Origin of the sequence: Rhizobium esperanzae, assembly GCF_014197615.1 — a bacterium.
In the GTDB taxonomy this organism is placed as follows: Bacteria; Pseudomonadota; Alphaproteobacteria; order Rhizobiales; family Rhizobiaceae; genus Rhizobium; species Rhizobium esperanzae_A.
The window spans coordinates 1-21,528 of the sequence record NZ_JACIFY010000033.1 but is presented as its reverse complement, the minus strand read 5'-3'; the positions used below and the strand labels follow the sequence as shown (position 1 = coordinate 21,528).

Genomic DNA, 21,528 nt, shown 5'->3' with positions numbered 1-21,528 from the left:
GCTTATCACATCAAGTGGGCTCGCGCGAAGCCAAGAGTCACGCCTTCTTCCGTAGCCCCTCCCAGAGCTGCCCGGGCCCGAGCAAGATATCCTTGATGCCGTCGCGTACCTTCTCCGAATCCAGTGCCTGCTTGCTCATAGTGGCGTGAGCGTCGAAGGCATCCATAATGGCGTCCAGGATCGCCTTCGAGAGGTCCGGCGAATTAGCAAACTGTTCCTTGGTGTTGTGTTCAGCTTGTCGGGCCAACGTCTCGGACTCCATAAGCTTTCCTTTAAGGACATTATTCACGTAGATCACTTGATCGTCGTCAGTGAGTTCGCCTTGGAAGAGATCATTGACCCGCGCGACGATTTCGGCGAGCAGCGCTTTCTCTTTGTCTTGCACGGAACCTGAACCCGGAGCGACATACGGCGCCAGAGGCTCTGAGAAGCCCCTCAGCGCCAGGTCGCGATTGCCCTTGCTCGATAGCTTATGGTGAGTCAGCTTGATCTGAGACACGTCAACCACATCCCGTTCACGACCAAATTCCAGTAGCGGTATCAGCCGCTTGAAGAAGATCGAGCGCTTCTCGATGTCGGTATTGCCGTAATCGAAGATCTGCGACAGGAAGGCGTAGACGCGGATGAAGGCTCCCATATCACCCCGGAAGAGCAGCAGGGCGTCCATCTCGTCCTTGGCGGCCTTTGCTACCCTCTCGTCCTCCCTAGACAGAGCCACTCGGCGGCGATTCTGCGCCTCCTTGTAAGCCCTTAGCAACCGATCGGCGACCGGCATAATGGCCGCGACGAGATCACCTTGGGTCGACTTCGGATCAAGCTCAGCCTTCACCACTCGATCCACCTCGAAGCTGTCATAGTAGCCCCCAGCATCGAGCTTCGCCCTCAAGTCGAATACGAGGTTTGGATCGGTTACGCCGGAAAGTTCTGCTGTCTCGTAGTAGGTCTGGAACGCCTTCAAGATGTCTTCGGAACTGTTGACGAAATCGAGGACGTAGGTCGTGTCCTTGCGAGGATACGCCCGATTGAGGCGAGACAGCGTCTGAACAGCCTGAATGCCGGCCAAGCGCCTATCCACATAGATCCCGCAAAGCAGGGGCTGATCGAATCCCGTCTGAAATTTATTGGCAACCAGCAACACCTGGTATTCCGGCAGTTTGAAGGCCTCGCGAATGTCGCGCCCGTTCAGACCCGGGTTCAGTTCCTTGCTCGACTCCGAGAAGGGCTTCGGTCCGCTTTCCTTATCATCGACCTCCCCGGAGAATGCAACAAGGGTGCCAAGGTCGTACTTCCGTTCTCTGATGTACTTCTGCATCGCGATCTGCCACCGCACCGCCTCGACGCGACTGCCTGTGACCACCATGGCCTTCGCCTTGCCGTCGAGCAGCGGCTGCACGTTCGCCCGGTAATGTTCGACGACGATCTGGACCTTTTGGCTGATATTGTAAGGATGCAGCCGCACCCAGCGCATCAGTGTCTTGACCGCCTCCTTGCGCTCCACCTCTTTGTCTTCCGTCCCCCCGCCAGCATTAGCCAGCTTGAAAGCGAGATCATAGGGCGTGTAGTTCTTCAGGACGTCGAGGATGAAGCCCTCTTCGATGGCCTGACGCATAGAATACACGTGGAAGGGCTGCGGCTTGTTGGTCTCGCTCGCCGGTTCGCTCGGGTTTGGGCGTCGTCCGAATAGCTCCAGTGTCTTGCCCTTGGGGGTAGCAGTGAACGCCACATAGGTGATGCCGCTTTCGCTCGCGCGAGCTGCCATCTGGGCCGCGAGAATGTCTTCGCTACTGACCTCGCCACCGTCCCCGAGTTCCGCGAGTTCCTCGGCTGAGAGAACCTGCTTCAGTTTCGATGCTGTCTCACCCGTTTGGCTTGAGTGTGCTTCGTCCGCGATCACTGCAAACTTCTTGCCCTGGGTCGCCGCAAGTTCCCGCACCGCCTCTAGCGCGAAGGGGAAGGTCTGGATAGTGCAGACGACTATCTTCTTCCCCCCCGCAAGCGCTTCGGCAAGTTTGCTGCTCTTGGCACCTCCTTCACTGGTGATCGTCTCGACGACGCCCGTGGTCCGCTCGAAGCTAAAGATCGCTTCCTGAAGCTGGGTGTCGATCACGTTGCGGTCTGAAACAACGATGACAGTGTCAAAGATCTTCTTGTGCTGCTCGTCGTGGAGATCTGCGAGGAAATGCGCCGACCATGCAATCGAGTTGGTCTTTCCCGATCCCGCCGAATGTTGGATCAAGTACTTGCCCCCTGCGCCCTCGGCGAGAACCGCAGCTTGGAGCTTCCGACTTGCATCCAACTGATGGAAGCGCGGGAATACCAGACCGCTAATCTTTTTCTTGGCGTCCTTCGCGGGAACGATGTAGCGCCCAAGAATCTCCAGCCAGGAATGGCGCTCCCAGATTTCCTCCCAGAGATAGGCGGTCGGGTGTCCGTTCCGGTTTGGCGGATTGCCCTTGCCGCCCTCGTTGCCCTTGTTGAACGGCAGGAAGCGAGTGCCGACCCCTTCAAGTTTCGTCGCCATCATGACTTCGGCATTGCTGACCGCAAAGTGGACAAGGGCGCCACTAGGGAAGCTCAGTAGCGGCTCTGGCGATTGCCCCTTGGAACTCGGATGCCGATCGAATCTGTACTGGTCCACCGCGTCTGCGACGCTCTGGGTGAAGTCAGTCTTCAGCTCAACGGTTGAGACCGGAACCCCGTTGAGGAACAACACGAGATCGATGCAGTTCTCATTGCTCAGGGAATAGCGCACCTGCCGCACGACGCGCAACCGATTGGCGTTGTACCGGACAAGGATCTCTTCGTTGAGGCCGAAGGCAGGTTTGAACTCGGCGAGCTTCAGGGGCGCTCTTAGGCCAATCATCTCGACGCCGTGGCGTAGAACGTCCAGCGTTCCACGCTCGTCAAGCTGCTTGCGGACGCGGTCGAGCAGAATGGTTTCGGCTGTGGACCCGTGGTTCCTCGATAGTGTCGCCCATACCTGTGGCACCGAGGCTTTGATCCACGCCACGACATCGTCGGGAAATAGCGCCCGGATCCGGTCATACCTGATGGCATCGCCATCCACGCAAAGCCAGCCATACGCCGAGAGATGGCCGCAGATTTCCGTCTCGAAGCTGATTTCCTTATGCAGGCTCATTCGGCTGCTTCCCGGGTATCGACAAGACCCCGCATGTCGATTTTGCCAGTAACAGTGGCAGAGATCAGGGCGGCACGGCGTTCGGTTAGGAGGTCGACTGCGCAATGTGCTTCGTTGGCAAGGGCATCGAGTTGATCAACTTTGGCGTCCAGCACAGAGACGATATCCACCTGTTCCTGTCGAGGCGGGAGAGGAACCCGAAGCTCAGCGATGCTGGGTTGGGCAATCTTCAAGATGTCAATACCCCGCGCTGCAAGCTCAATCTGATGACGCAGCGCTCGTGATCCCAAGGTGTACGAGAGATATTTCCCGTCGGCCCTTTCAGGCATGTAGGCGAGACGATACAGCAAGTCTGGTAACATGCAGCGGTCGGGGGCGCTTGCGACGTATGCAGCACCGCCAACTAGCTCCGGCGAGCCATTGCCCCGAATCATCAGAAGATCACCGTCGCGCAGAGCGTAGCGAGGCTCCGGCTGGATCGCCCCGGAAATAGCCTTAATCATAGCAGGGTCGAAATTTCCCCTTTTGACGGCACTCGTTTTCATGACGCCCCACTGTCCTTCATCGGGGAACCTCTCCTCGGATAACGGACTCCAGCCCTGTTCAATTTTGCTCAGGATTCGTCGGAAAGGCACGACCTCCCAATGCTCCGGCACTTCGCCCAGCCACTCGATTCCGCTGTCCCTCATCCTGGCATCGGGGTTGAGGCCCTTGGTGACCGCGCGGGAGATGACCGCCTGGCGCTTTTCCTTGAGCAGTTCGATCAGGCGCTTCTGCTCCTCCACCAGCGCATCGATCTTGGCCGTCTCGTTGTCGAGGAAGCCTGCAATGGCTGATTGCTCCAACGGCGGTGGTACCGCCAGAGTGATCGCCTTCATGTCGCTGTAGTTTGTGCTCCAGAGGTCAGCGACGATGCCTTTCCCGTAGCGGTAGAACTCTTCCTGAAATGCAGCGCTCCTCAAAAGGTAGTGTGCAAAACGCGGCCGTATTTCTGCGAGCGGAGTCAGTACAATGTTGATCAAGGAGACTGAACCATTCTGCCCCGCGATTCCAGATGAGCCTTTCCTGTCCGAGCGGCTGTTGATGACAAAATCGCCCGCCATAACGCCCTTACGGTTGTCGCCATCATCAGTCTTCGCCGCGGTCTCTAACTGCGGAACAATGCCATTTTTCGTTACGGAGAGCGCTGGGAACTCTCTGTCACTAACTTTCTCCCGACGTTCTTGGAAAAAGTATCCAAGTCGCCGAAGGAGCCAATGGTTTGGGACTTGGCCTAGCCATTCAGTTCCGGTGTCTTGAAAATCGGCGTGGGGTCCGGTGCTCATGCCGACAGTTCCCCGATCATCTGAAGGATGCGCCCCGTCACCTGCTTGAGATCCGAATCAATCTGTTCCAACGGTCGCGGCGATTGGAAGACATAGAAATGGCGATTGAACGGGATTTCGTAACCCACCTTGGTTTTTTCTTCGTCGACCCAAGCATCTTTTGCGTGAGGGAGCACTTCCCGTGCGAAGTAGTTCGCAACTGATTCTGACAGCGGCACATTCTCCGTGTCGCGCAGGGCACTATCCGCTTGTGGCTGACCCTTGGCCTTGCCCCGCGTTCCCACAACAATATTGCCTTGTTCGTCACGCAGCGGACGCTCCACAGTGATGGTTCTATAACCAAAGGCATCGTTCGGAAATATGCGAGACAGCGGTGCGAGCTTGATCTTTCCCCCCTCTGGAGGCAAAGGTTGGAACTCCCCTTTATGCACCATCCGACGCCCGACCTCCTTGCCATTCGCATCGAAGAGCGTTGCAATCTGAGCCTCGGTGAAATTGCCGAACAACCGCGTGAGGGTGACAATATCGGCGTCACCGATCTCTTTGCGCTTTGAACCGAGGCTCTTGCGCATCTTCTGCCAGAAGAGCGTGCCGTCGATTAGTTGCGTCTTGCCCTTGCGATGCGCTGGCTTGCGATTGGAGAGCACCCAAACATAGGTGGAGATGGCGGTGTTGTAGAACATGTCGGTGGGCAGCGCGATAATCGCCTCCAAAAGGTCATTCTCAAGCACATAGCGCCGAATTTCACTCTCGCCGCTACCGGCCCCGCCCGTGAACAAGGGCGAACCGTTGAGGACGATGGCGAAGCGACTTCCGCCATCTGCCGCCGGGCGCATCTTGGAGATTAGGTGCATCAAAAACAGAAGCGAACCATCGGACACGCGTGGGAGGCCAGGGCCAAAGCGACCGTTGAAGCCCTTCTGCTCATGTTCCGCCCGAATGTCTTTCTCGACCTTCTTCCATTCGACGCCGAAGGGCGGGTTTGAGAGCATGTAGTCGAACTTTGCGTCGGCATGACCGTCCTCGGACAGCGTGTTGCCGAATGTGATGTTGCTGACATCCTGCCCCTTGATCAGCATGTCCGCTTTGCAGATGGCATAGGATTCAGGGTTCAGTTCCTGCCCGTTCATAACCAGACGTGCCTTATCGTTGTGCTCGATAATATATTCGTCCGCAATCGAAAGCATTCCGCCCGTTCCCGCCGTCGGGTCATAGATTGTGCGAACCACCCCCGGCTTGGAGAGGATGTCGTCGTCCTCGACGAAAAGCAGGTTCACCATCAGACGAATGACTTCGCGAGGGGTGAAGTGTTCACCGGCTGTTTCATTCGATAGTTCGGAGAACCTGCGGATCAGTTCCTCGAAGATCTGCCCCATCTGCATGTTGCTGACTTTGTCGGGATGCAGGTCAACGCGGGCAAACTTCTCAGTTACCTGATAAAGGAGCTTGGCCTTTGCGAGGCGGTCGATCTGAGTGGCGAACTCAAAACGCTCGAAGATATCGCGGACATCCTCCGAGAATCCCTGAATATATGCATAGAGGTTGGCGGCGATGTTATCTGGGTCGCCGATTAGCGTCCGCATATCGAGCTTGGAGGTGTTGTAGAACGTCTGTCCTGCCTTCCGAAACAGGAACGGGTCGGGATTTACCCCGGCGGCGAGTTTGGCCTCGAACTCGGCGAGCACGGCCTGTTTCGTCGGCGCCAGAACGCAATCGATGCGGCGGAGCACTGTAAACGGCAGGATTACCTTGCCATAATCGGCCTGCTTGTAGTCGCCCCTCAACAGATCCGCGACCGACCAGATGAATGCCGAAAGAGCTTGTTGGTTCATGCGATTCCCCGAATGCGTGTGTTGGATCATTTATTGTTGTCGCAGGTAAACACAGGGTGACCGGGATGTGGAATCAGGGACAATTTCGCAGAAAAATGCGAGCGACCCATCAAAGCCTACGGCCGGTGACGCATCCAGGAAGACATTGGCTGGGGCGCCTGGATTCGAACCAGGGGATGGCGGTACCAAAAACCGCTGCCTTACCGCTTGGCTACGCCCCACCAGAGCTTGAGCGGCGAACCGCTTGCTCGGATCGCGCCTGATTAGCAAAGCTCTTTGCCTGTCACAATGACTAAGTTTAAGCCTCAGGCAGATTTATGCGCGCGAAGTGGCGGGCGGCGTGCTAGCATGAGGTGTTATTGTCGCCCTCGAGATCATCGCTGCGCATGGAAAGTCCCGCATTCGACCTTGCTTTCGAGCCGGCCTATGGGCGGGCCGTGCCGGTTGATTCCGGTATCGCGCGGGTCACGGCGGAAAATCCCGGGCCGTTTACCTTTTTCGGCACCAACAGCTATCTCGTCGGCTCCTCCTCGCTTGCCGTCATCGATCCCGGGCCAGAGGACGAGGCGCATTTTCAGGCGCTGATGGCCGCGATCGGCGGGCGGGAGGTGACGCATATCTTCGTCAGCCATACCCATCGCGATCACTCGCCGCTTGCCCGCCGGCTGCAGGCGGCAACCGGGGCGGTGACGGTGGGGCAAGGGCCGCATCGGCCGGCGCGGCCGCTCAGGGCCGGCGAGGTCAATCCCTTTGCCGAAAGCTCGGATCTGGAGTTCGTGCCGGATCTCGCGCTCGGCGACGGCGAGACGGTTGCGGGTGATGGCTGGATGCTGACGGCGGTGCTGACGCCGGGGCATACGGCCAATCATGCGGCCTTCGCGCTCGAAGGCCGGGAGATCCTGTTCTCGGGCGATCATGTCATGGCCTGGTCGACCTCGATCGTCGCACCGCCGGATGGGTCGATGGCGGATTATATGGCTTCGCTCGACAGGCTGATATCTCGCGAGGACGGCCTGCTGCTGCCCGGCCATGGGGGGCCGGTGCGCGAGCCGAAGCGCTTCCTGCCGGCGCTGAAGGCGCATCGGCTGAAGCGCGAGCGGGCGGTGCTGGCGCGGGTTGCGGCCGGCGATCGGGGGATCACGGAGATGGTGAAGGCGATCTATCACGATACCGATCCGAAGCTTCATGGGGCGGCCGCCCTTTCCGTGCTCGCCCATATCGAAGATCTGGTGGAGCGCGGCGAGATCGTGGCGGATGGGCCGCCTTCGCTTGCCGCCAGCTACCGGCCGGCAACAGGGATATGATGGGGAAATGACCATGGCGCGCGCCGATTACAGCTATCGCAACGATCCCGCGGTTCCCGCCTTTGCCGATGACCGGCCGCTGATCGTCTTCGATGGCGAATGCGTCTTCTGCTCCGGCTGGGTGAAATTCGCTTTGAAGCACGACAGGCAGCAGCGATACCGCTTCGTCGCGGCGCAGACGCCGCTCGGGCAAGCGCTCTACCGGCATTACGGGCTCGATGACCGCGATTACGAAACCAATATTTTCATCGAGCAGGGCCGCGCCTTCTTCAAATCAGACGGTTCGATCCGCATGGTGGCGGGGCTCGGTTTTCCCTATTCGCTGGTCAGGCTGTTCCGGCTCTTGCCGCGGCGCGCCGCCGATGTGCTTTATGAATTCATCGCCCGCAACCGCCTGAAAATCGCCGGCCGCCAGAGCTGCATGGTGCCGACGCCGGAGCAGCGCAGCCGCTTCATCGCATGAGCGCCAGGCGATTTTCCCTGCTGATCATCGGCGGCTACGGCACGTTCGGCGGCCGGCTGGCCCGGCTGCTGGGCGATGAACCGAGGCTCAGGCTGCTGATCGGCGGGCGGTCGCTCGAAAAGGCCGATGATTTCGTCGCCGATCTCCGAGCGCAGAAGGGCGGCGCCGGGCGGCTGGGCAGCACCGATCTCGGGGCGACGCTGCAGGCGGTGGCCTTCGATCGCAACGGCGATCTCAGAGAGCAGCTGACGCGGCTCAGGCCCAATCTCGTCGTCGATGCCTCCGGGCCGTTCCAGAGCTTCACCGGCGATGCCTATAAGGTGGTGCAGGCCTGCATAGCGCTCGGCATCGATTATGCCGATCTCGCCGACAGCACCGGTTTCGTCGCCGGCGTCAGTGGGCTCGATGCCGAGGCGAAGGCCAAGGGCACCTTCGCTTTGTCGGGGCTGAGCAGCCTGCCCGCGCTGTCCTTCGCGGCGCTGCAGGCGATGGCGCCGCATTTCTCCCGCATCGAAAATGTGGCCGCCGGCATTGCCCCGTCGGCGCATGTGAAGATCGGCCTCAATGTCGTCAGGGCGATCGCGAGTTATGCCGGCAAGCCGGTGGCGGTGCTGCGCGAGGGGCAGCCGGCCGAGGGGCGCGGGCTGATCGATCAGATGCGGGTGACGATCGCCCCGCCCGGCGTGGCGCCGCTCGCCAGCCGGAATTTCCTGCTGGTGGATGCGCCGGATCTGGCGCTGCTGCCGCAGCACATTGCCGGGCTGCAATCCACCTTCACCGGCGTCGGCACCGAGCCGCAGGCGCTGCAGCGGCTGCTGCGCTTTGCCGCCCGGCTGGTGAAGCTGCGATTGCTGCCCTCGCTGACGCCGTTTGCCCAGGTGCTGCAGGCCGCCAGCCACCGCTTTGCTTTCGGCGCCCATCGCGGCGGCATGTTCGTGCGCGCCGGCGGGCTCGATCGTAACGGGCGGCGGCTGACCGCCGACTGGTCGCTGATTGCCGAAGGCGATGACGGGCCGTTCATTCCGGTCATCGCAGCCGAGGCGCTCGTGCACCGGCTGCTCGAAGGCCGGCGGCCACAAAGCGGCGCCCGACCGGCGGCGGGAGAATTGCCGCTGGCCGATTTCGAGGCCGCTTTCCGGGGTTTTTCGATCACCTCGGGCATGCGGCTGGATTACGAGGATGAAGCCCAGCCGCTCTACCGGCGCATGCTCGGCGACGCCTGGCAGAACCTGCCGCCGGCGCTCGCCGCAATCCATGGCGGCGGCACCCGCCTTGCCTCCGGCCGGGCGCGGATCGAGCGCGGCAACGGACTGCTCGCCCGGCTGATCGCCGGCATCATCGGCTTTCCCGCCGCCGGCGAGGATGTGCCGGTGGCGGTGCGGTTCGTCGCCGAGGGCGACAGGGAGATCTGGACCCGCACATTCGGGGGCAAGACGTTCCACAGCTGGCAGGCCGAGGCCAAGGGCGGCAACCCGCCGCTGCTTGCCGAGGTGTTCGGGCCGTTCCGGGTGCTGCTGGCGCTGGTGCCGGAGGGGCAGCGGCTGCGGCTCGTGGTGCGCGGCTGGCGCTTTTGCGGCATCCCGCTGCCGCTGTTCCTGGCGCCGGGTGGGGATACCTATGAGGAGGAGCGGGATGGGCGGTTTCATTTCCACGTCGAGATCGGCGGGCGGCTGACGGGGTTGGTGGTGCGGTATACGGGGTGGTTGGTGGTGGAGTGAGGGGTGGGTGGCCTTGCGCGGGTGGCTGCCCCTCACCTGTGCTGGCGTGCCGTGGGGTACCCCCCTCTGCCCTGCCGGGCATCTCCCCCACAAGGAGGGAGATCGGCAAGTGGCCGAACCTTCGCATCTGTCTATCGTTGCGCCGGGCTGCAACACCCATTGTTTGGGGAAGCCGGTGCGCCCAGCCAATCTCCACCCTTGTGGGGGAGATGCCCGGCAGGGCAGAGGGGGGTGCAACACGGCACGCCCTCTCCGTCATTCTTTCCTCGAGCTTTTGACCAAGGAGAGAATGAGGGAGGCTTGCTTCGATACCACAGCAGCGTCGAACTCGCGGCACCGTATGGCGTCGAGCCTGCCGCACCCTATCCCGGCCCTTCGCTTGGGCTCAGGGCGTTCGCCGCTGCAATCGATTCACTGGATCGATTGCTGCCGCCTCCGGCGGCACCGCGGCTCACCCACCCGCAATTCCCAGCAACTCGGCGTCCAGCGCCTTCAGATAATCGCCGGCGATGGCGGCGCTGAGGCCGAGGTCGTGTTGGCCGTAGCGGGAGGCGACGCGGATGTCGACGAAGGTGGTTTCGGCCTCTTCGCGCAGCCGGATGAGGATATCGAAGCGCAGGCCGAGGATCAGCGTGCGGTTGGTCGCCTGCAGCGTCACGCCGTTGGCGCCGCGGATCAGCTTGGCGACATCGTCGTCATAGGGGCGCGGCGTCGGCACGGGGATGATGCCCGGCGCATCGGCCACGGCGTCGTCGCCGGGTCCGGGCTTTGCCGGCTCGGTGGTGCCTGATGTCTTGACGATGACGAAGCCGCTCTGCTTGGCGACCTTGCGCACCGCCTCCAGCACGCGGTCGAGCGCGCCCTCATAACGCCGGCCGGTCAGTTCCGGATAGGCCGCCATCTGCTGTTCGCGGTCCTCCGGCGTCACCGGATTGCGCTTCAGCCAGATCTGATCGGATTTCGGCGGCGACAGCCAGTCGGGCGCCGAGGCCGGATCGGTGGAGACGTCGTAAATAGCGGGCAGCGTCATGTAACGCTCGGTGGCAAGGGCGCCGATCGCCAGCGGAAAGGCGGCATAGATCAGGGCGGCAAGGGCCGCCAGCCCGCCTTCGGCGCCGGATACCCAGAGGCTGCGCAGGCCGACCGCGGCCAGCATGGCGGCCAGCAGCCCGCAGCCGGCGGCAACGATCAACAGCAGCACGAGATAGGGCGTGGCGAGGCCGCCGAAGCGATGGGCGATCAGCACCGCCAGCGCCAGCACCAGCGAAAACGCCCCGAGCAGCCGCGAAAAGCGGGCGGCGCTGGAAACGGGACGGTCGAAGCGGATGGCCATCAAACTTACCGGTTGCTCGTCAGCGCCGCGCACTCAACCACGCAAATCGCCATACCCCTGTTTAGAGCATGATGCCGAAACGTGTGAAGCGGTTTTCGGACGTCATCATGCTCTATTTCTTTGAGGCAAGATTCGGCTGAATTGAAACCGTTGTTTCGGAATATCAGACGGAATTTGCGGGCGATGCCCGGGCGATAGGCCGCCCATTTCATGAGCCCTTGCTGATATGGCAAAAAAAGATCATTCTGCCGCGGTTTCATCTCCGATTTTTTTAAAGGCAAGGAGAGACGGGATGATTTCAACCGAGATGGCAGCAAGGCCGCAGGCGTCTGCGCTTGGCGGGATCGACCACAGCGAGCCGGTGCTGCCGATGGAACTGCTCGAACTCGAACTTTCGCTCGAAGGTTATGCCGGCGGCGATGCCGGCTTCTGCGAGGCGGTGCGCCGGGCGGCCAACCGTTCGGGCGGCGAGTTGCTGTTCGACCTGCCGGCCGGGGGGATGATCGAGGATTGTCGCCGCATCGCCGTGCTGCGCATTCCCGACGGCGGCAACGAGACGCGCGTCGTGCTGGCGCTGCTCGATCACAACGGCACCGAAATCCGCATGCAGGCGCCGGATGAGGACACCGCCCATCTGCTGCGTTTTGCCGAAGCCTTCGTCGAAGTGCTGGAGCGGATCTGAACTTTCCGACGCCGAATCGGCAGTCTTAGCGCCGTTCCGCCGCCGCTTCCGCCAGGCTGCGGAAGGGGAACTTGCGCCCGCATTCGCATTTGATCATGAAGCTTTCCTGGTGATTGGAAGGCCGCTGCACGCCAAAACCGCGCGGCAGCTGATCGACCTTGAAATCCGGGTGCTTGCGCTTGGCATCGTCGATCTCGGAGGCCTCGGCAAAGCCCTCATTGCCGCATTGCGGGCAGTTCAGTTTCTTCGAAAATCGATCGCGGAGGGCCATGCTCGTTCCATTATTTGCAAGCCCCCTCATACAGAGGAATCGCTCCTGTGCATAGGAAGGCGGGCGGCGAAAGTGGAACCATCCGCCGGGGCTGCCGTTCCTTTTTTCAAAAGGAGGCGATCATGCCGAACAGAGAGCCGATACCGAATGCCGATAGCCCACGCGGCCCGACGCCGAGCCCCGGCATTCCCGACCGCACCCAGGAAAAACCACCGCTGACGCCAGCGCAGGACCCGGGCGACACGAAAAACCCGCAAGACCCGCCGCTCGACCCGGCGCTGCTGCCGATCGGGGATCCGGCGGGGGCGGCTTGAAGGTCTGGCGAGGAGGGCCGCGCCCAGCTGATCTCCCCCCTTGTGGGGGAGATGTCCGGCAGGACAGAGGGGGGTGCCCCCGCCGCGAAGCCCGAAAGCCGGCGCACCATGTATCGTCCGAAACCTTCCGGCTCAGAGGGAAACCGCAGTGCACTGAGGCCCTGGAACCCCCCTCTGCCCTGCCGGGCATCTCCCCCACAAGGAGGGAGATCGGCAAGCGGCGAAGGCTTCCCGATACAAAGATGCCGGCAGGAGGACGAGGCTTATCTCCTCGCTTGACGCCACCGCCCGAATGGCATTTCCTTCTGGAAAAGCAAGGAACACACCAATGCGCCTCCCCCTTCTCATCGCCCTGCTTGCCGTGACGGCCGGGCTTGCCGCCTGCCAGACGATGACGCCGGAGGAGCGGCGGGCGGCGGACGAGCAGCGGTGCCTGAATTATGGGTTCCGCCGCGGCACCGATGCTTTCGCCACCTGCCTGCAGCGCATCGATCTCGAACGGCGCGCCGAGTCGCGGGCGCAGAGTGCGGAGATGATGCAGAGCATGGCCTGGGATCTGAACGGGCCTTATATCTACCGCGATCACTGGCGGTATCATCACTGACCGCCCGGGCGCCCGCGGGGCTGCCCGGTTTACCGGCTCGCCGAAATCACCGCCTGGGCCGCCGCCAATCTGGCGATCGGCACGCGGAACGGCGAGCAGGAGACGTAATCCAGCCCGATCGTCTCGCAGAAACGGATCGAGGCCGGGTCGCCGCCATGTTCGCCGCAGATGCCGAGCTTCATGTCGTTGCGGGTGCGCCGGCCGCGTTCGGCGGCGATGCTAATCAGCTCCCCCACCCCGTCGAAATCGAGCGAGATGAAGGGATCGTGCTCGATGATGCCCTTGCGCTGATAGGTGGGGATGAAGGCCGAGGCATCGTCGCGCGAGATGCCGAAGGTGGTCTGCGTCAGGTCGTTGGTGCCGAAGGAGAAGAATTCGGCGGCTTCGGCGATCACATGGGCGCGGAGTGCTGCGCGCGGCAGCTCGATCATCGTGCCGACGAGATAATCGATCTTCATGCCGGCCTCGCGCATGACATCGCCGGCGATGGCGTCGATGCAGGCCTTGACGTAATCGAGCTCGGAGCGCAGGCCGACCAGCGGCACCATGATCTCCGGCACGACGGCCGCTCCGGTCTCCTTAGCTGCGGCAACCGCCGCCTCGAAGATGGCGCGGGCCTGCATCTCGACGATCTCGGGATAGGAGATCGCCAGCCGGCAGCCGCGATGGCCGAGCATCGGGTTGAACTCGTGCAGCGCATCGACGCGCTGGCGCAGGGCAAGCGGCTCCATGCCCATGGCGAAGGCGACTTCGGCCACCTCGTCATCGGTCTTCGGCAGGAATTCGTGCAGCGGCGGATCGAGCAGGCGGATCGTCACCGGCAGGCCGTGCATCTCGGTGAAGAGGCCGGTGAAATCCAGGCGCTGCATCGGCAGCAGCTTGTCGAGCGCCAGCCGCCTGCCTTTCTCATCGACGGCCAGGATCATCTCGCGCATCACATGGATGCGCTCGCCCTCGAAGAACATGTGCTCGGTGCGGCAAAGGCCGATGCCTTCGGCGCCGAAGGAGCGGGCGGCGCGCGCATCGGCCGGCGTATCGGCATTGGTGCGCACCGTCATGCGCCGGACACGGTCGGCCCAGCCCATGATGCGGCCGAAATCGCCCGAAAGCTCCGGCTGGATCATCGGCACCTCGCCCTTCAGCACCTGGCCGGCCGAACCGTCGATGGTGATGATATCGCCCTTCTTCAGCGTCACGCCGATGCCGAGCAGCCGCTCGTTGCGTTGATCGATGCGCATGGTGCCGGCGCCGACGACGCAGGGGATGCCCATGCCGCGGGCAACCACCGCCGCATGGCTGGTCATGCCGCCGCGCGTCGTCAATATGCCTTCGGCGGCATGCATGCCGTGAATATCCTCCGGGCTGGTCTCGACCCGAAGCAGAATGACCTTGCGGCCCTCGGCTTCCGCCTCGACCGCCTCTTCGGCGGTGAAGACGATGGCGCCGGTCGCGGCCCCCGGCGAGGCCGGCAGGCCGGTGCCGATCACCTGGCGGCTGACGCGTGGATCGATCGTCGGGTGCAGGAGCTGGTCGAGGCTGGAGGGTTCGATGCGCAGCACCGCCTCCTCCTCGGTGATCACCTTCTCATCGACCATGTCGACGGCAATCTTCATCGCCGCCCGGGTCGAGCGTTTGCCCGAGCGGGTCTGCAGCATCCACAGCCGGCCGCGCTCGATGGTGAATTCGATATCCTGCATGTCGCGATAATGGATTTCGAGCTCGGTGCAGATGCGGCAAAGCTCATGGAAAGCCTCCGGCATCAGCTTTTCCATCGAGGGCTTGTCGGAGCCGGAGGAAAGCCGCCCCTCCTCGGTGATGCTTTGCGGCGTGCGGATGCCGGCAACGACATCCTCGCCTTGCGCATTGACCAGGAATTCGCCGTAAAGCGCCCTCTCGCCGGTCGAGGGATTGCGGGTGAAGGCGACGCCGGTGGCCGACGAATTGCCGAGATTGCCGAACACCATCGCCTGGATGTTGACCGCCGTGCCCCAGCCCTCCGGAATGTTGTGAAGCTGGCGATAGGTGACGGCGCGCGCGCTCATCCAGCTGGAAAAGACCGCACCGACCGCGCCCCAGAGCTGGACTTCGGGATCCTGCGGAAACTCCTGCGCCAATTCCTCCTCGATCAGCCGCTTGTAGAGCGAGACGATGTGCTGCCATTCGGTGGCGCTGAGCTCGGTATCGAATTCATGGCCGAGCCTTGCCTTCTCGTCTTCCAGGATTTCCTCGAAGGCGTCGTTGCCGAGGCCCATGACGACATCGGCATACATCTGGATGAAGCGGCGGTAGCTGTCCCAGGCAAACCGCGCGTCGCCCGCATCATGGCCGAGCGCCTGCACCGTCTCGTCGTTGAGGCCGAGATTGAGCACGGTGTCCATCATGCCAGGCATGGAGACGCGGGCGCCGGAGCGCACCGACAGCAGCAGCGGCTGGCTGCCGGCGCCGAAGCGGCGGCCGGTGATCGCCTCGATGCCCGCTATGCCGGCGCGCACTTCGGCCTTCAGCTCATCCTCGATATGGCGGCCATTCTTGTAATAGGTGTTGCAGGCATCGCCGATAATCGTCAGTCCCGGCGGAACGGGCAGCCCGAGCGCGCACATTTCCGCGAGATTGGCGCCCTTGCCGCCCAGAATCTCCTGATCGCGCGCCCGGCCCTCAGCCTGCCCGTCGCCGAACGTATAGACCCACTTGGTCATCTTCCCCCCAACACCACGAAAGGATCAGCTTGATCCCCCAGCTCGTCGACATTGCTCCAGCAGCGTCAACGTCTGAGTAATCAGCTTAATCCGTTGGTGTTGAAATGAAAATCGACAAATGCGGCAAAATGTTGCGTCGCACAATAAATCTTGGGTGGCGCGGCTGATGAAACGATTGAAACATTGCCCAGCATAAGAGAAGGCATAAAAAAAGCTTTGCGGGACTGCAACATGTCCCGCAAAGCCTTGTTTCCGTCCGGCCAGGAAAACCGGACGGGGGGTCCCTCAACCCAGCGCATTTCCCACTCTCATCTCTTTGGGGAAACGCCCATCGCCTTGTTTTTACACAATTCCGGTGAAGCTGCCGCACGCTTTTCGAAAGGAAAATCGCCGGCGCCCTACTGGAACTGCCTCAAGCTTTCCGGCTCTTGCCCTCTGCCCGGAAAACCGCACGCAATTCGAAAATCCCGCGTCTTGATCCCCTGCTTTCAAGCAAGGCATTCAGGTTGCGTTGAAACAACTTCTAATGCAAGTCAGCGAAAAGAGCATCACCCAAATAGGGTACGGACCGCCGGAGAGCCGACCTTTTTTGGTGTTTAATGCAAATTCTGCAAAAACTCGGTGGTGATTTTGCGGACAGCACGCAACGCGGCCGTGCCTCGGCTGTGTGAAAACAAGGCGATAGGGTATTTCCGGCGCGCGCGTGGGTGGATGCTCGGGTCAAGCCCGAGCATGACGGAGACCGAGGGCGCACGTCGCAAGAGGCGACAACTGACACGTGCCTCCGTTCTTGCCCCGCAGAATCCCCACACTCCGTCATGCTCGGGCTTGACCCGAGCATCCACGCGGCAAGCACTATCGGGTCACAAATGGGCACCCGCGTATGCCCAAAAAGCAGCCGCCAACCTCAGGCAATCTCGCGCAAACGCTCCGCCGTCTGCAGGTCGACGGAGACCAGTGTGGAGACGCCCTGCTCGGCCATGGTGACGCCGAAGAGGCGGTTCATGCGGGCCATGGTGATCGGATTGTGGGTGATGATGACGAAGCGGGTTTCGGTGGAGGCCGCCATTTCGTCCATCAGGTTGCAATAGCGCTCGACATTGTGGTCGTCGAGCGGCGCGTCGACTTCGTCGAGCACGCAGATCGGCGCCGGGTTGGTGAGGAAGACGGCGAAGATCAGCGCCATTGCCGTCAGCGCCTGTTCGCCGCCGGAGAGCAGCGTCATGGTCTGCGGCTTCTTGCCGGGCGGCCGCGCCAGGATTTCGAGGCCGGCTTCCAGCGGATCGTCGGATTCGATCAGCTGCAGTTCGGCCGTGCCGCCGCCGAACAGATGGGTGAACAGCCGCTGGAACTGGGCATTGACGATATCGAAGGCGGCGATCAGCCGCTCGCGGCCCTCGCGGTTGAGGCTCTGGATGGCGCCGCGCAGCTTGCGGATCGCGTCGATGACATCGTCACGCTCCTTGATCAGCGCTTCGAGCTTCTCGCTGAGTTCCTTCTGCTCCTCGTCGGCGCGCAAGTTGACCGCGCCGAGCCGCTCACGCTCGATCTTCAGGCGTTCGAGTTCGCGCTCGACTTCGCGCGGATCGGGAAGCGCCTGCATGGTCGGGCGGCCGGTCAGCTGCAGAGCCTCGTGCGGGGCAACGTTCAGCATCTCGCGGATACGGCTCTCGCTTTCCTGCCGCTTTTCGCGGGCGGAGACCAGGCGTTCTTCGGCGCGGCCGCGGCGTTCCCGGCATTCGGCAAGTTCCGCCAGTGCGGTCGTCGCCTTGTGGTCGGCTTCGCGCTGAATGCGTTCGGCCTCGGCCAGCAGATCGCCGGCGTTGCGGCGCGCCTCCTCGGCCTTCTGCAATTCGTTGAGCAGGGCGCGGCGTTTGTCGTCGAATTCATCCGGCGCCAATTCGAGTTCGGCAGCCTCTTCGCGCGCCTCTTCCTCGCGCTCGCGCAGTGTGGCGACATGGTCTTCGCCGCTGGCCGCCCGCTGGCGCCAGGTTTCGCGCTCCTGGCCGATCGCCATGATGCGGCGCTGGCGGCCCTCGTTTTCGCGCGCCAGGCTTTCGTGGCGGGCGCGGCTTTCGGCAAGCGCGCCGCGATCGGTCGCCACTTCCGCCTGCTGGAAGCGCAGCCGTTCGTCAATCGCCGTCAGGTCGGGCGCATCCTCCAGCTCGATGCGGGCATTCTCTTCCTGGACGGCAATTTCCCCCAGCTGCGATTGCAGCTGGCTGACGGCTTCGCTGACGACATCGCGCCGGCGGATCAGATCGCCGGAGGCACGCTCGGCTGCCGCCAGCGCCTCGCGCGCTTCGGCAAGATGGCGGGCCGACAGGCGGCTCATGTCGCGCGCCTCGGCAAGCCTTGCCTCCTGGCCGCGGATCGCCTCGGCAGCTTCCGCCTGCCGCTCTTCGGCTTCGACGAGAACGTCGCGGGCAAGGGCCGCTTCGCTTTCGAGCTCGGCCAGGCGGTTCTTCTGGGCAAGGCGCAGGGCTGCGGCACTCGGGGCGTCGGCGCCGGTAACATGACCGTCCCAGCGGTAGACGGCGCCGTCTTTGGTCACCAGCCGCTGGCCGGGCTTCAGCGCCGCCATCAGCCGCCCGGCATCGCCCTCGCCGACCAGGCCGATCTGGCGCAGGCGCCGCGTCAGTGCGGCGGGCGCGCTGATATGGGTCAGCAGCGGTGTGACGCCGGATGGCAGCGCCGGGTCGCCGGCGCCGTCGCCATTGTCCGACCAATGGGCCGGCGCCTCGGCATCGAGCGGCGATTCCAGATCGTCGCCGAGGGCTGCACCCAGCGCCGTTTCGAAACCGCGATCGACCTTCAGTTCCTCGGCCACCGGCGGAAATTTGCCGGCGGCGGCACCGGCGGCCAGCATGCGGGAAATGGTGCGGGCCTCGGTTTCCAGCGCATTCAGGCTCGAACGGGCCTGATCGACCGGGGCGCGCGACAGCGCCTCGGTCTGGCGGGCGCTGGCCAGCGCCTGCTCGACCACCTGGACGGCGGCTTCCGCATCGGCAAGGGCGATTTCGCCGGCCTCGACGATCGCGCGTTTTTCGTCCGGGTCGGCCAGGCCTGATATCTTTTCGCCGATGGCCGACAGTTCCTGGTTTGCCTCGTGCATCTGGCGCTCGAGGCGCATACGGCGATCGGCGAGATCGCGGATGGCGCGCTCCAGCTGGTTGCGGCCGGCGGCCGCCTCGGCACGCTCGGCCGTCAGCTGGGTGAAGATGCGCTCGCTGTCGGCAAGTTTTGCCGCCGCGCCCTCGAAAGCCTCGCGGGTTTCCTCGGCATAACGGCCGGAATCGGCCAGCACCTCCGAAATCTCGGCCTCTTCGGCATCGAGCCGCGCCAGGATGACTGAGTTGTCGGCGACCAGCCGCTCCTCGCGGCTTATATCCTCTGCAAGCTGGGCGAGACGACGGGTCAGCTCGTCGCGGCGGCGCAGGATGCGGCCGGCATCCTCCTCCAGCTGGCTTCTGGCGATCTGCAGGCGCTGCAGCGCGGCGGCGGCACGCGCCTCGCCCTCGCGCAGTTCCGGCAGCTTCAGGCTGGCGATGCCCTGGTGCTTGGCCGCCTCCATCTGGTTCTGCGCCTTTTCGGCGACGACTGATGTCGCCTGGTTGAGGGCGCTGTCGGCCTCGGCCTCGGCCTCCTTGGCCTGCACCCAGCGGATATGCAGCAGCATCGCCTCGCGGGCGCGGATATCGGCCGACAGCGTCTTGAAGCGGTTGGCCTGGCGGGCCTGGCGCTTCAGGCTCTCGATCTGGCCTTCGAGCTGCGAGGTGACGTCGTCGAGACGTTCGAGATTGCCTTCGGCGGCGCGCAGGCGAAGCTCCGCCTCATGACGGCGCGAATGCAGGCCCGAAATGCCGGCCGCCTCTTCGAGCAGCTGGCGGCGGGCCTGCGGCTTGGCCTGGATCAGTTCGCCGATGCGGCCCTGGCCGACCATCGAGGGCGAACGCGCGCCGGTGGAGGCATCGGCAAACAGCAGCTGCACATCCTTGGCGCGGCTTTCCTTGCCGTTGATGCGATAGAGCGAGCCCTGCTCGCGCTCGATACGGCGGGTGACCTGGATCTCGTCGCTGTCGTTGAAGCCGGCAGGTGCGGTGCGCGTCGAATTGTCGAGATAGAGCGCCACTTCGGCAGTGTTGCGCGCCGGGCGGTTGCCGGAACCGGAAAAGATCACGTCGTCCATGCCGGAGGCGCGCATGTTCTTGTAGGAATTCTCGCCCATCACCCAGCGCAGGGCCTCGACGAGGTTCGACTTGCCGCAGCCGTTCGGCCCGACGACGCCGGTCAGCCCCCGCTCGATGATGAATTCCGTCGGCTCGACGAAGGATTTGAAGCCGACCAGGCGCAGTTTGTTGAACTTCATGCGGAAATATCCACGGCAGGAAGCCCCCTCATCCGCCTGCCGGCACCTGCCGGGGTCGAGCCACGGGTCTCGCCCCGTCCTTCGGACCCCCGCTGGGGCGAAGAGGATGTGCCGCGGCCTCTCGACTCCCTCTTCTCCCCAGCGGGGAGAAGGTGCCCGTAGGGCGGATGAGGGGGCCACGCCCGCAAACTGCGCTGAAAATAAAAAACGGGCGCACGGCTTTCACCGTCGCCCGTCGTTTCGAAACGATCCGGTTCAGAGCAGGCTGTCGATGAGCGCCGACAGGGTGTCAACCGGCATGTCTCCAGAGTAGCGCTTGCCATTGATGAGGAAAGTCGGTGTGGCGTTGACGCCGAAATCCTTGGAACCTCTTTCCCGCGTGGCGTTCACTTCATCCAGAAGCTTCTGGTTCGTCAAGCATTTCGTGAAGCTATCCTCAGTAAATCCCGCAAGCTTCGACATCTGCAGCAAGGCGGCGCGGCCGTCATCGGCGGCGGCCCAGACCTGCTGCTGCTTGAACAGCATCGAAACCATCGGGAAATACTGTTCCGGCGTGCTCAGTTGCTGCGGATCGGAGGCGCTGCAGCGGGCAAGCATGAAGGCGGCGGCAGCACGCGGGTCGAAGGGGAATTCGCGGATGATGAACTGCACCTTGCCGGCGTCGACGTATTTCTGCTTGATCGCATCGAAGGTGGTGTTGTGGAAATGGGCGCAATGCGGGCAGGTCATCGACATGTATTCGACGATCTTCACCGGGGCGTCGGCCTTGCCAAGCGCCATCTCCGGCAGCACGCCGGGCTTCAGCACCTCGGCCATGTCGACGTCGCCATCCGGCTGCGGGATTTCGGTCCCCGAGGTGGCGGCCGTCTGCATGGTATCGACATTGGTGCCGTCGGCCATGGTCTTGCCGGAGGACGAAGCATCGGCAGCGTCCTTGCTGTCGTTGCAGGCGGCAAGCGCTGCGGCAGCTGCGGCGATGGCGATCCCACCCAGGAGGCGGCGTTTCGTCAGTTGCATTTCGGACATCTGCATGGGTTCCCCATAACTAATGAGATTGACGGCGTGATTGTGCGATATAACGGCTGGCAGCCGCCCACAAGCCACGGTTCGCCAACTTCCTTCAAAGAATTGTGACCGTGATGGGACCGCCGACCAAAAATTGCGGCGCGTGAGCTTTTGGACTCATCGATAGACATCGCGCTGGATCAGCCAGTAAGCAGAGCCCTAACGCGTGGATCCCAGGGTCAAGTGTAAAGCCCGGATACATACCTGACAGATGTTCGGAGACATGCCTGACACTTTCGAGATGATTTTTCGGGAGGTCGGCTGGTTTGGCGGTCGAGGTCAGTTGCTCTCCTCATTCTCCGTCATCCCAGGCCTTGATGTAAAGCCCGGATACATACCTGACAGATGTTCGGAGACATGCCTGACACTCAGTGCTGGCTTTTGAGATCGATTTTTGCGACCTGTGTTGCGCC

General features: G+C 62.8%; 15 protein-coding genes and 1 tRNA gene. 6 read left to right on the top strand and 10 right to left on the bottom strand.

Going from position 1 to position 21,528, the window contains the following annotated elements; genetic code table 11:
• Positions 1–37: 37 nt before the first annotated feature.
• From GGD57_RS28290 to GGD57_RS28275, 4 genes are all read right to left on the bottom strand, one after another.
• Positions 38–3,139, bottom strand: coding sequence for a type I restriction endonuclease subunit R (locus GGD57_RS28290; RefSeq protein WP_184473477.1), 3,102 nt, complete (start codon positions 3,137–3,139; stop codon positions 38–40).
• On the bottom strand, positions 3,136–4,464 hold the full coding sequence (locus GGD57_RS28285) for a restriction endonuclease subunit S (RefSeq protein WP_184473476.1): 1,329 nt from the start codon (positions 4,462–4,464) through the stop codon (positions 3,136–3,138). Before GGD57_RS28285 ends, GGD57_RS28290 begins: the two co-directional genes overlap by 4 nt.
• Entirely contained in the window at positions 4,461–6,296 is a 1,836-nt protein-coding gene (locus GGD57_RS28280) for a type I restriction-modification system subunit M (protein WP_184473475.1), read from the bottom strand. Before GGD57_RS28280 ends, GGD57_RS28285 begins: the two co-directional genes overlap by 4 nt.
• A gap of 146 nt (positions 6,297–6,442) precedes the next feature.
• A tRNA-Gln gene (locus GGD57_RS28275) sits at positions 6,443–6,517 on the bottom strand.
• 165 nt (positions 6,518–6,682) lie between these two features.
• Here GGD57_RS28275 and GGD57_RS28270 point away from each other — a divergent pair.
• From GGD57_RS28270 to GGD57_RS28260, 3 genes are read left to right on the top strand one after another with little or no spacing between them, the layout of a single operon-like run.
• Positions 6,683–7,600, top strand: coding sequence for an MBL fold metallo-hydrolase (locus GGD57_RS28270; RefSeq protein WP_184473474.1), 918 nt, complete (start codon positions 6,683–6,685; stop codon positions 7,598–7,600).
• 13 nt (positions 7,601–7,613) lie between these two features.
• A complete protein-coding gene (locus tag GGD57_RS28265; RefSeq protein ID WP_184473473.1) occupies positions 7,614–8,063 on the top strand; it encodes a thiol-disulfide oxidoreductase DCC family protein in 450 nt (149 codons plus the stop codon).
• Positions 8,060–9,781, top strand: a complete 1,722-nt coding sequence (locus tag GGD57_RS28260) for an SDR family oxidoreductase (protein WP_184473472.1) — start codon at positions 8,060–8,062, stop codon at positions 9,779–9,781. Before GGD57_RS28265 ends, GGD57_RS28260 begins: the two co-directional genes overlap by 4 nt.
• Positions 9,782–10,232: 451 nt before the next feature.
• On the opposite strand, the gene GGD57_RS28255 is transcribed toward GGD57_RS28260, so the two are convergent.
• Positions 10,233–11,114, bottom strand: a complete 882-nt coding sequence (locus tag GGD57_RS28255) for a DUF1499 domain-containing protein (RefSeq protein WP_184473471.1) — start codon at positions 11,112–11,114, stop codon at positions 10,233–10,235.
• Between the two features lie 292 nt (positions 11,115–11,406).
• On the opposite strand from GGD57_RS28255, the gene GGD57_RS28250 reads away from it, so the two are divergent.
• Positions 11,407–11,796 carry a hypothetical protein gene (locus tag GGD57_RS28250; protein ID WP_184473470.1) on the top strand — a complete coding sequence of 130 codons (390 nt, stop codon included), beginning with the start codon at positions 11,407–11,409 and terminating at the stop codon, positions 11,794–11,796.
• A 25-nt stretch (positions 11,797–11,821) separates the two neighbouring features.
• Here the strand turns inward: GGD57_RS28250 and GGD57_RS28245 are convergent, their stop codons facing one another.
• Complete coding sequence (locus GGD57_RS28245) at positions 11,822–12,067, bottom strand: hypothetical protein (protein WP_184473469.1); 246 nt, start codon at positions 12,065–12,067, stop codon at positions 11,822–11,824.
• A 122-nt stretch (positions 12,068–12,189) separates the two neighbouring features.
• Here GGD57_RS28245 and GGD57_RS28240 point away from each other — a divergent pair, with 122 nt between their 5' ends.
• Together GGD57_RS28240 and GGD57_RS28235 are read left to right on the top strand one after the other, a co-directional pair.
• Positions 12,190–12,381 carry a hypothetical protein gene (locus GGD57_RS28240; protein WP_184473468.1) on the top strand — a complete coding sequence of 64 codons (192 nt, stop codon included), beginning with the start codon at positions 12,190–12,192 and terminating at the stop codon, positions 12,379–12,381.
• 328 nt (positions 12,382–12,709) lie between these two features.
• The gene (locus tag GGD57_RS28235; protein WP_184473467.1) at positions 12,710–12,985 is read left to right on the top strand and encodes a hypothetical protein; all 276 of its coding nucleotides are present in this window, start codon (positions 12,710–12,712) and stop codon (positions 12,983–12,985) included.
• A gap of 29 nt (positions 12,986–13,014) precedes the next feature.
• On the opposite strand, the gene ppdK is transcribed toward GGD57_RS28235, so the two are convergent.
• From ppdK to GGD57_RS28215, 4 genes are all read right to left on the bottom strand, one after another.
• A complete protein-coding gene (gene ppdK / locus GGD57_RS28230) occupies positions 13,015–15,681 on the bottom strand; it encodes a pyruvate, phosphate dikinase (RefSeq protein WP_184473466.1) in 2,667 nt (888 codons plus the stop codon).
• Positions 15,682–15,761: 80 nt separating this feature from the next.
• The gene (locus GGD57_RS28225) at positions 15,762–15,980 is read right to left on the bottom strand and encodes a hypothetical protein (protein ID WP_184473465.1); all 219 of its coding nucleotides are present in this window, start codon (positions 15,978–15,980) and stop codon (positions 15,762–15,764) included.
• Positions 15,981–16,588: 608 nt separating this feature from the next.
• On the bottom strand, positions 16,589–20,050 hold the full coding sequence (locus GGD57_RS28220) for a chromosome segregation SMC family protein (RefSeq protein ID WP_184473464.1): 3,462 nt from the start codon (positions 20,048–20,050) through the stop codon (positions 16,589–16,591).
• Between the two features lie 255 nt (positions 20,051–20,305).
• Complete coding sequence (locus GGD57_RS28215) at positions 20,306–21,076, bottom strand: DsbA family protein (protein ID WP_432443407.1); 771 nt, start codon at positions 21,074–21,076, stop codon at positions 20,306–20,308.
• Positions 21,077–21,528: the final 452 nt, after the last annotated feature.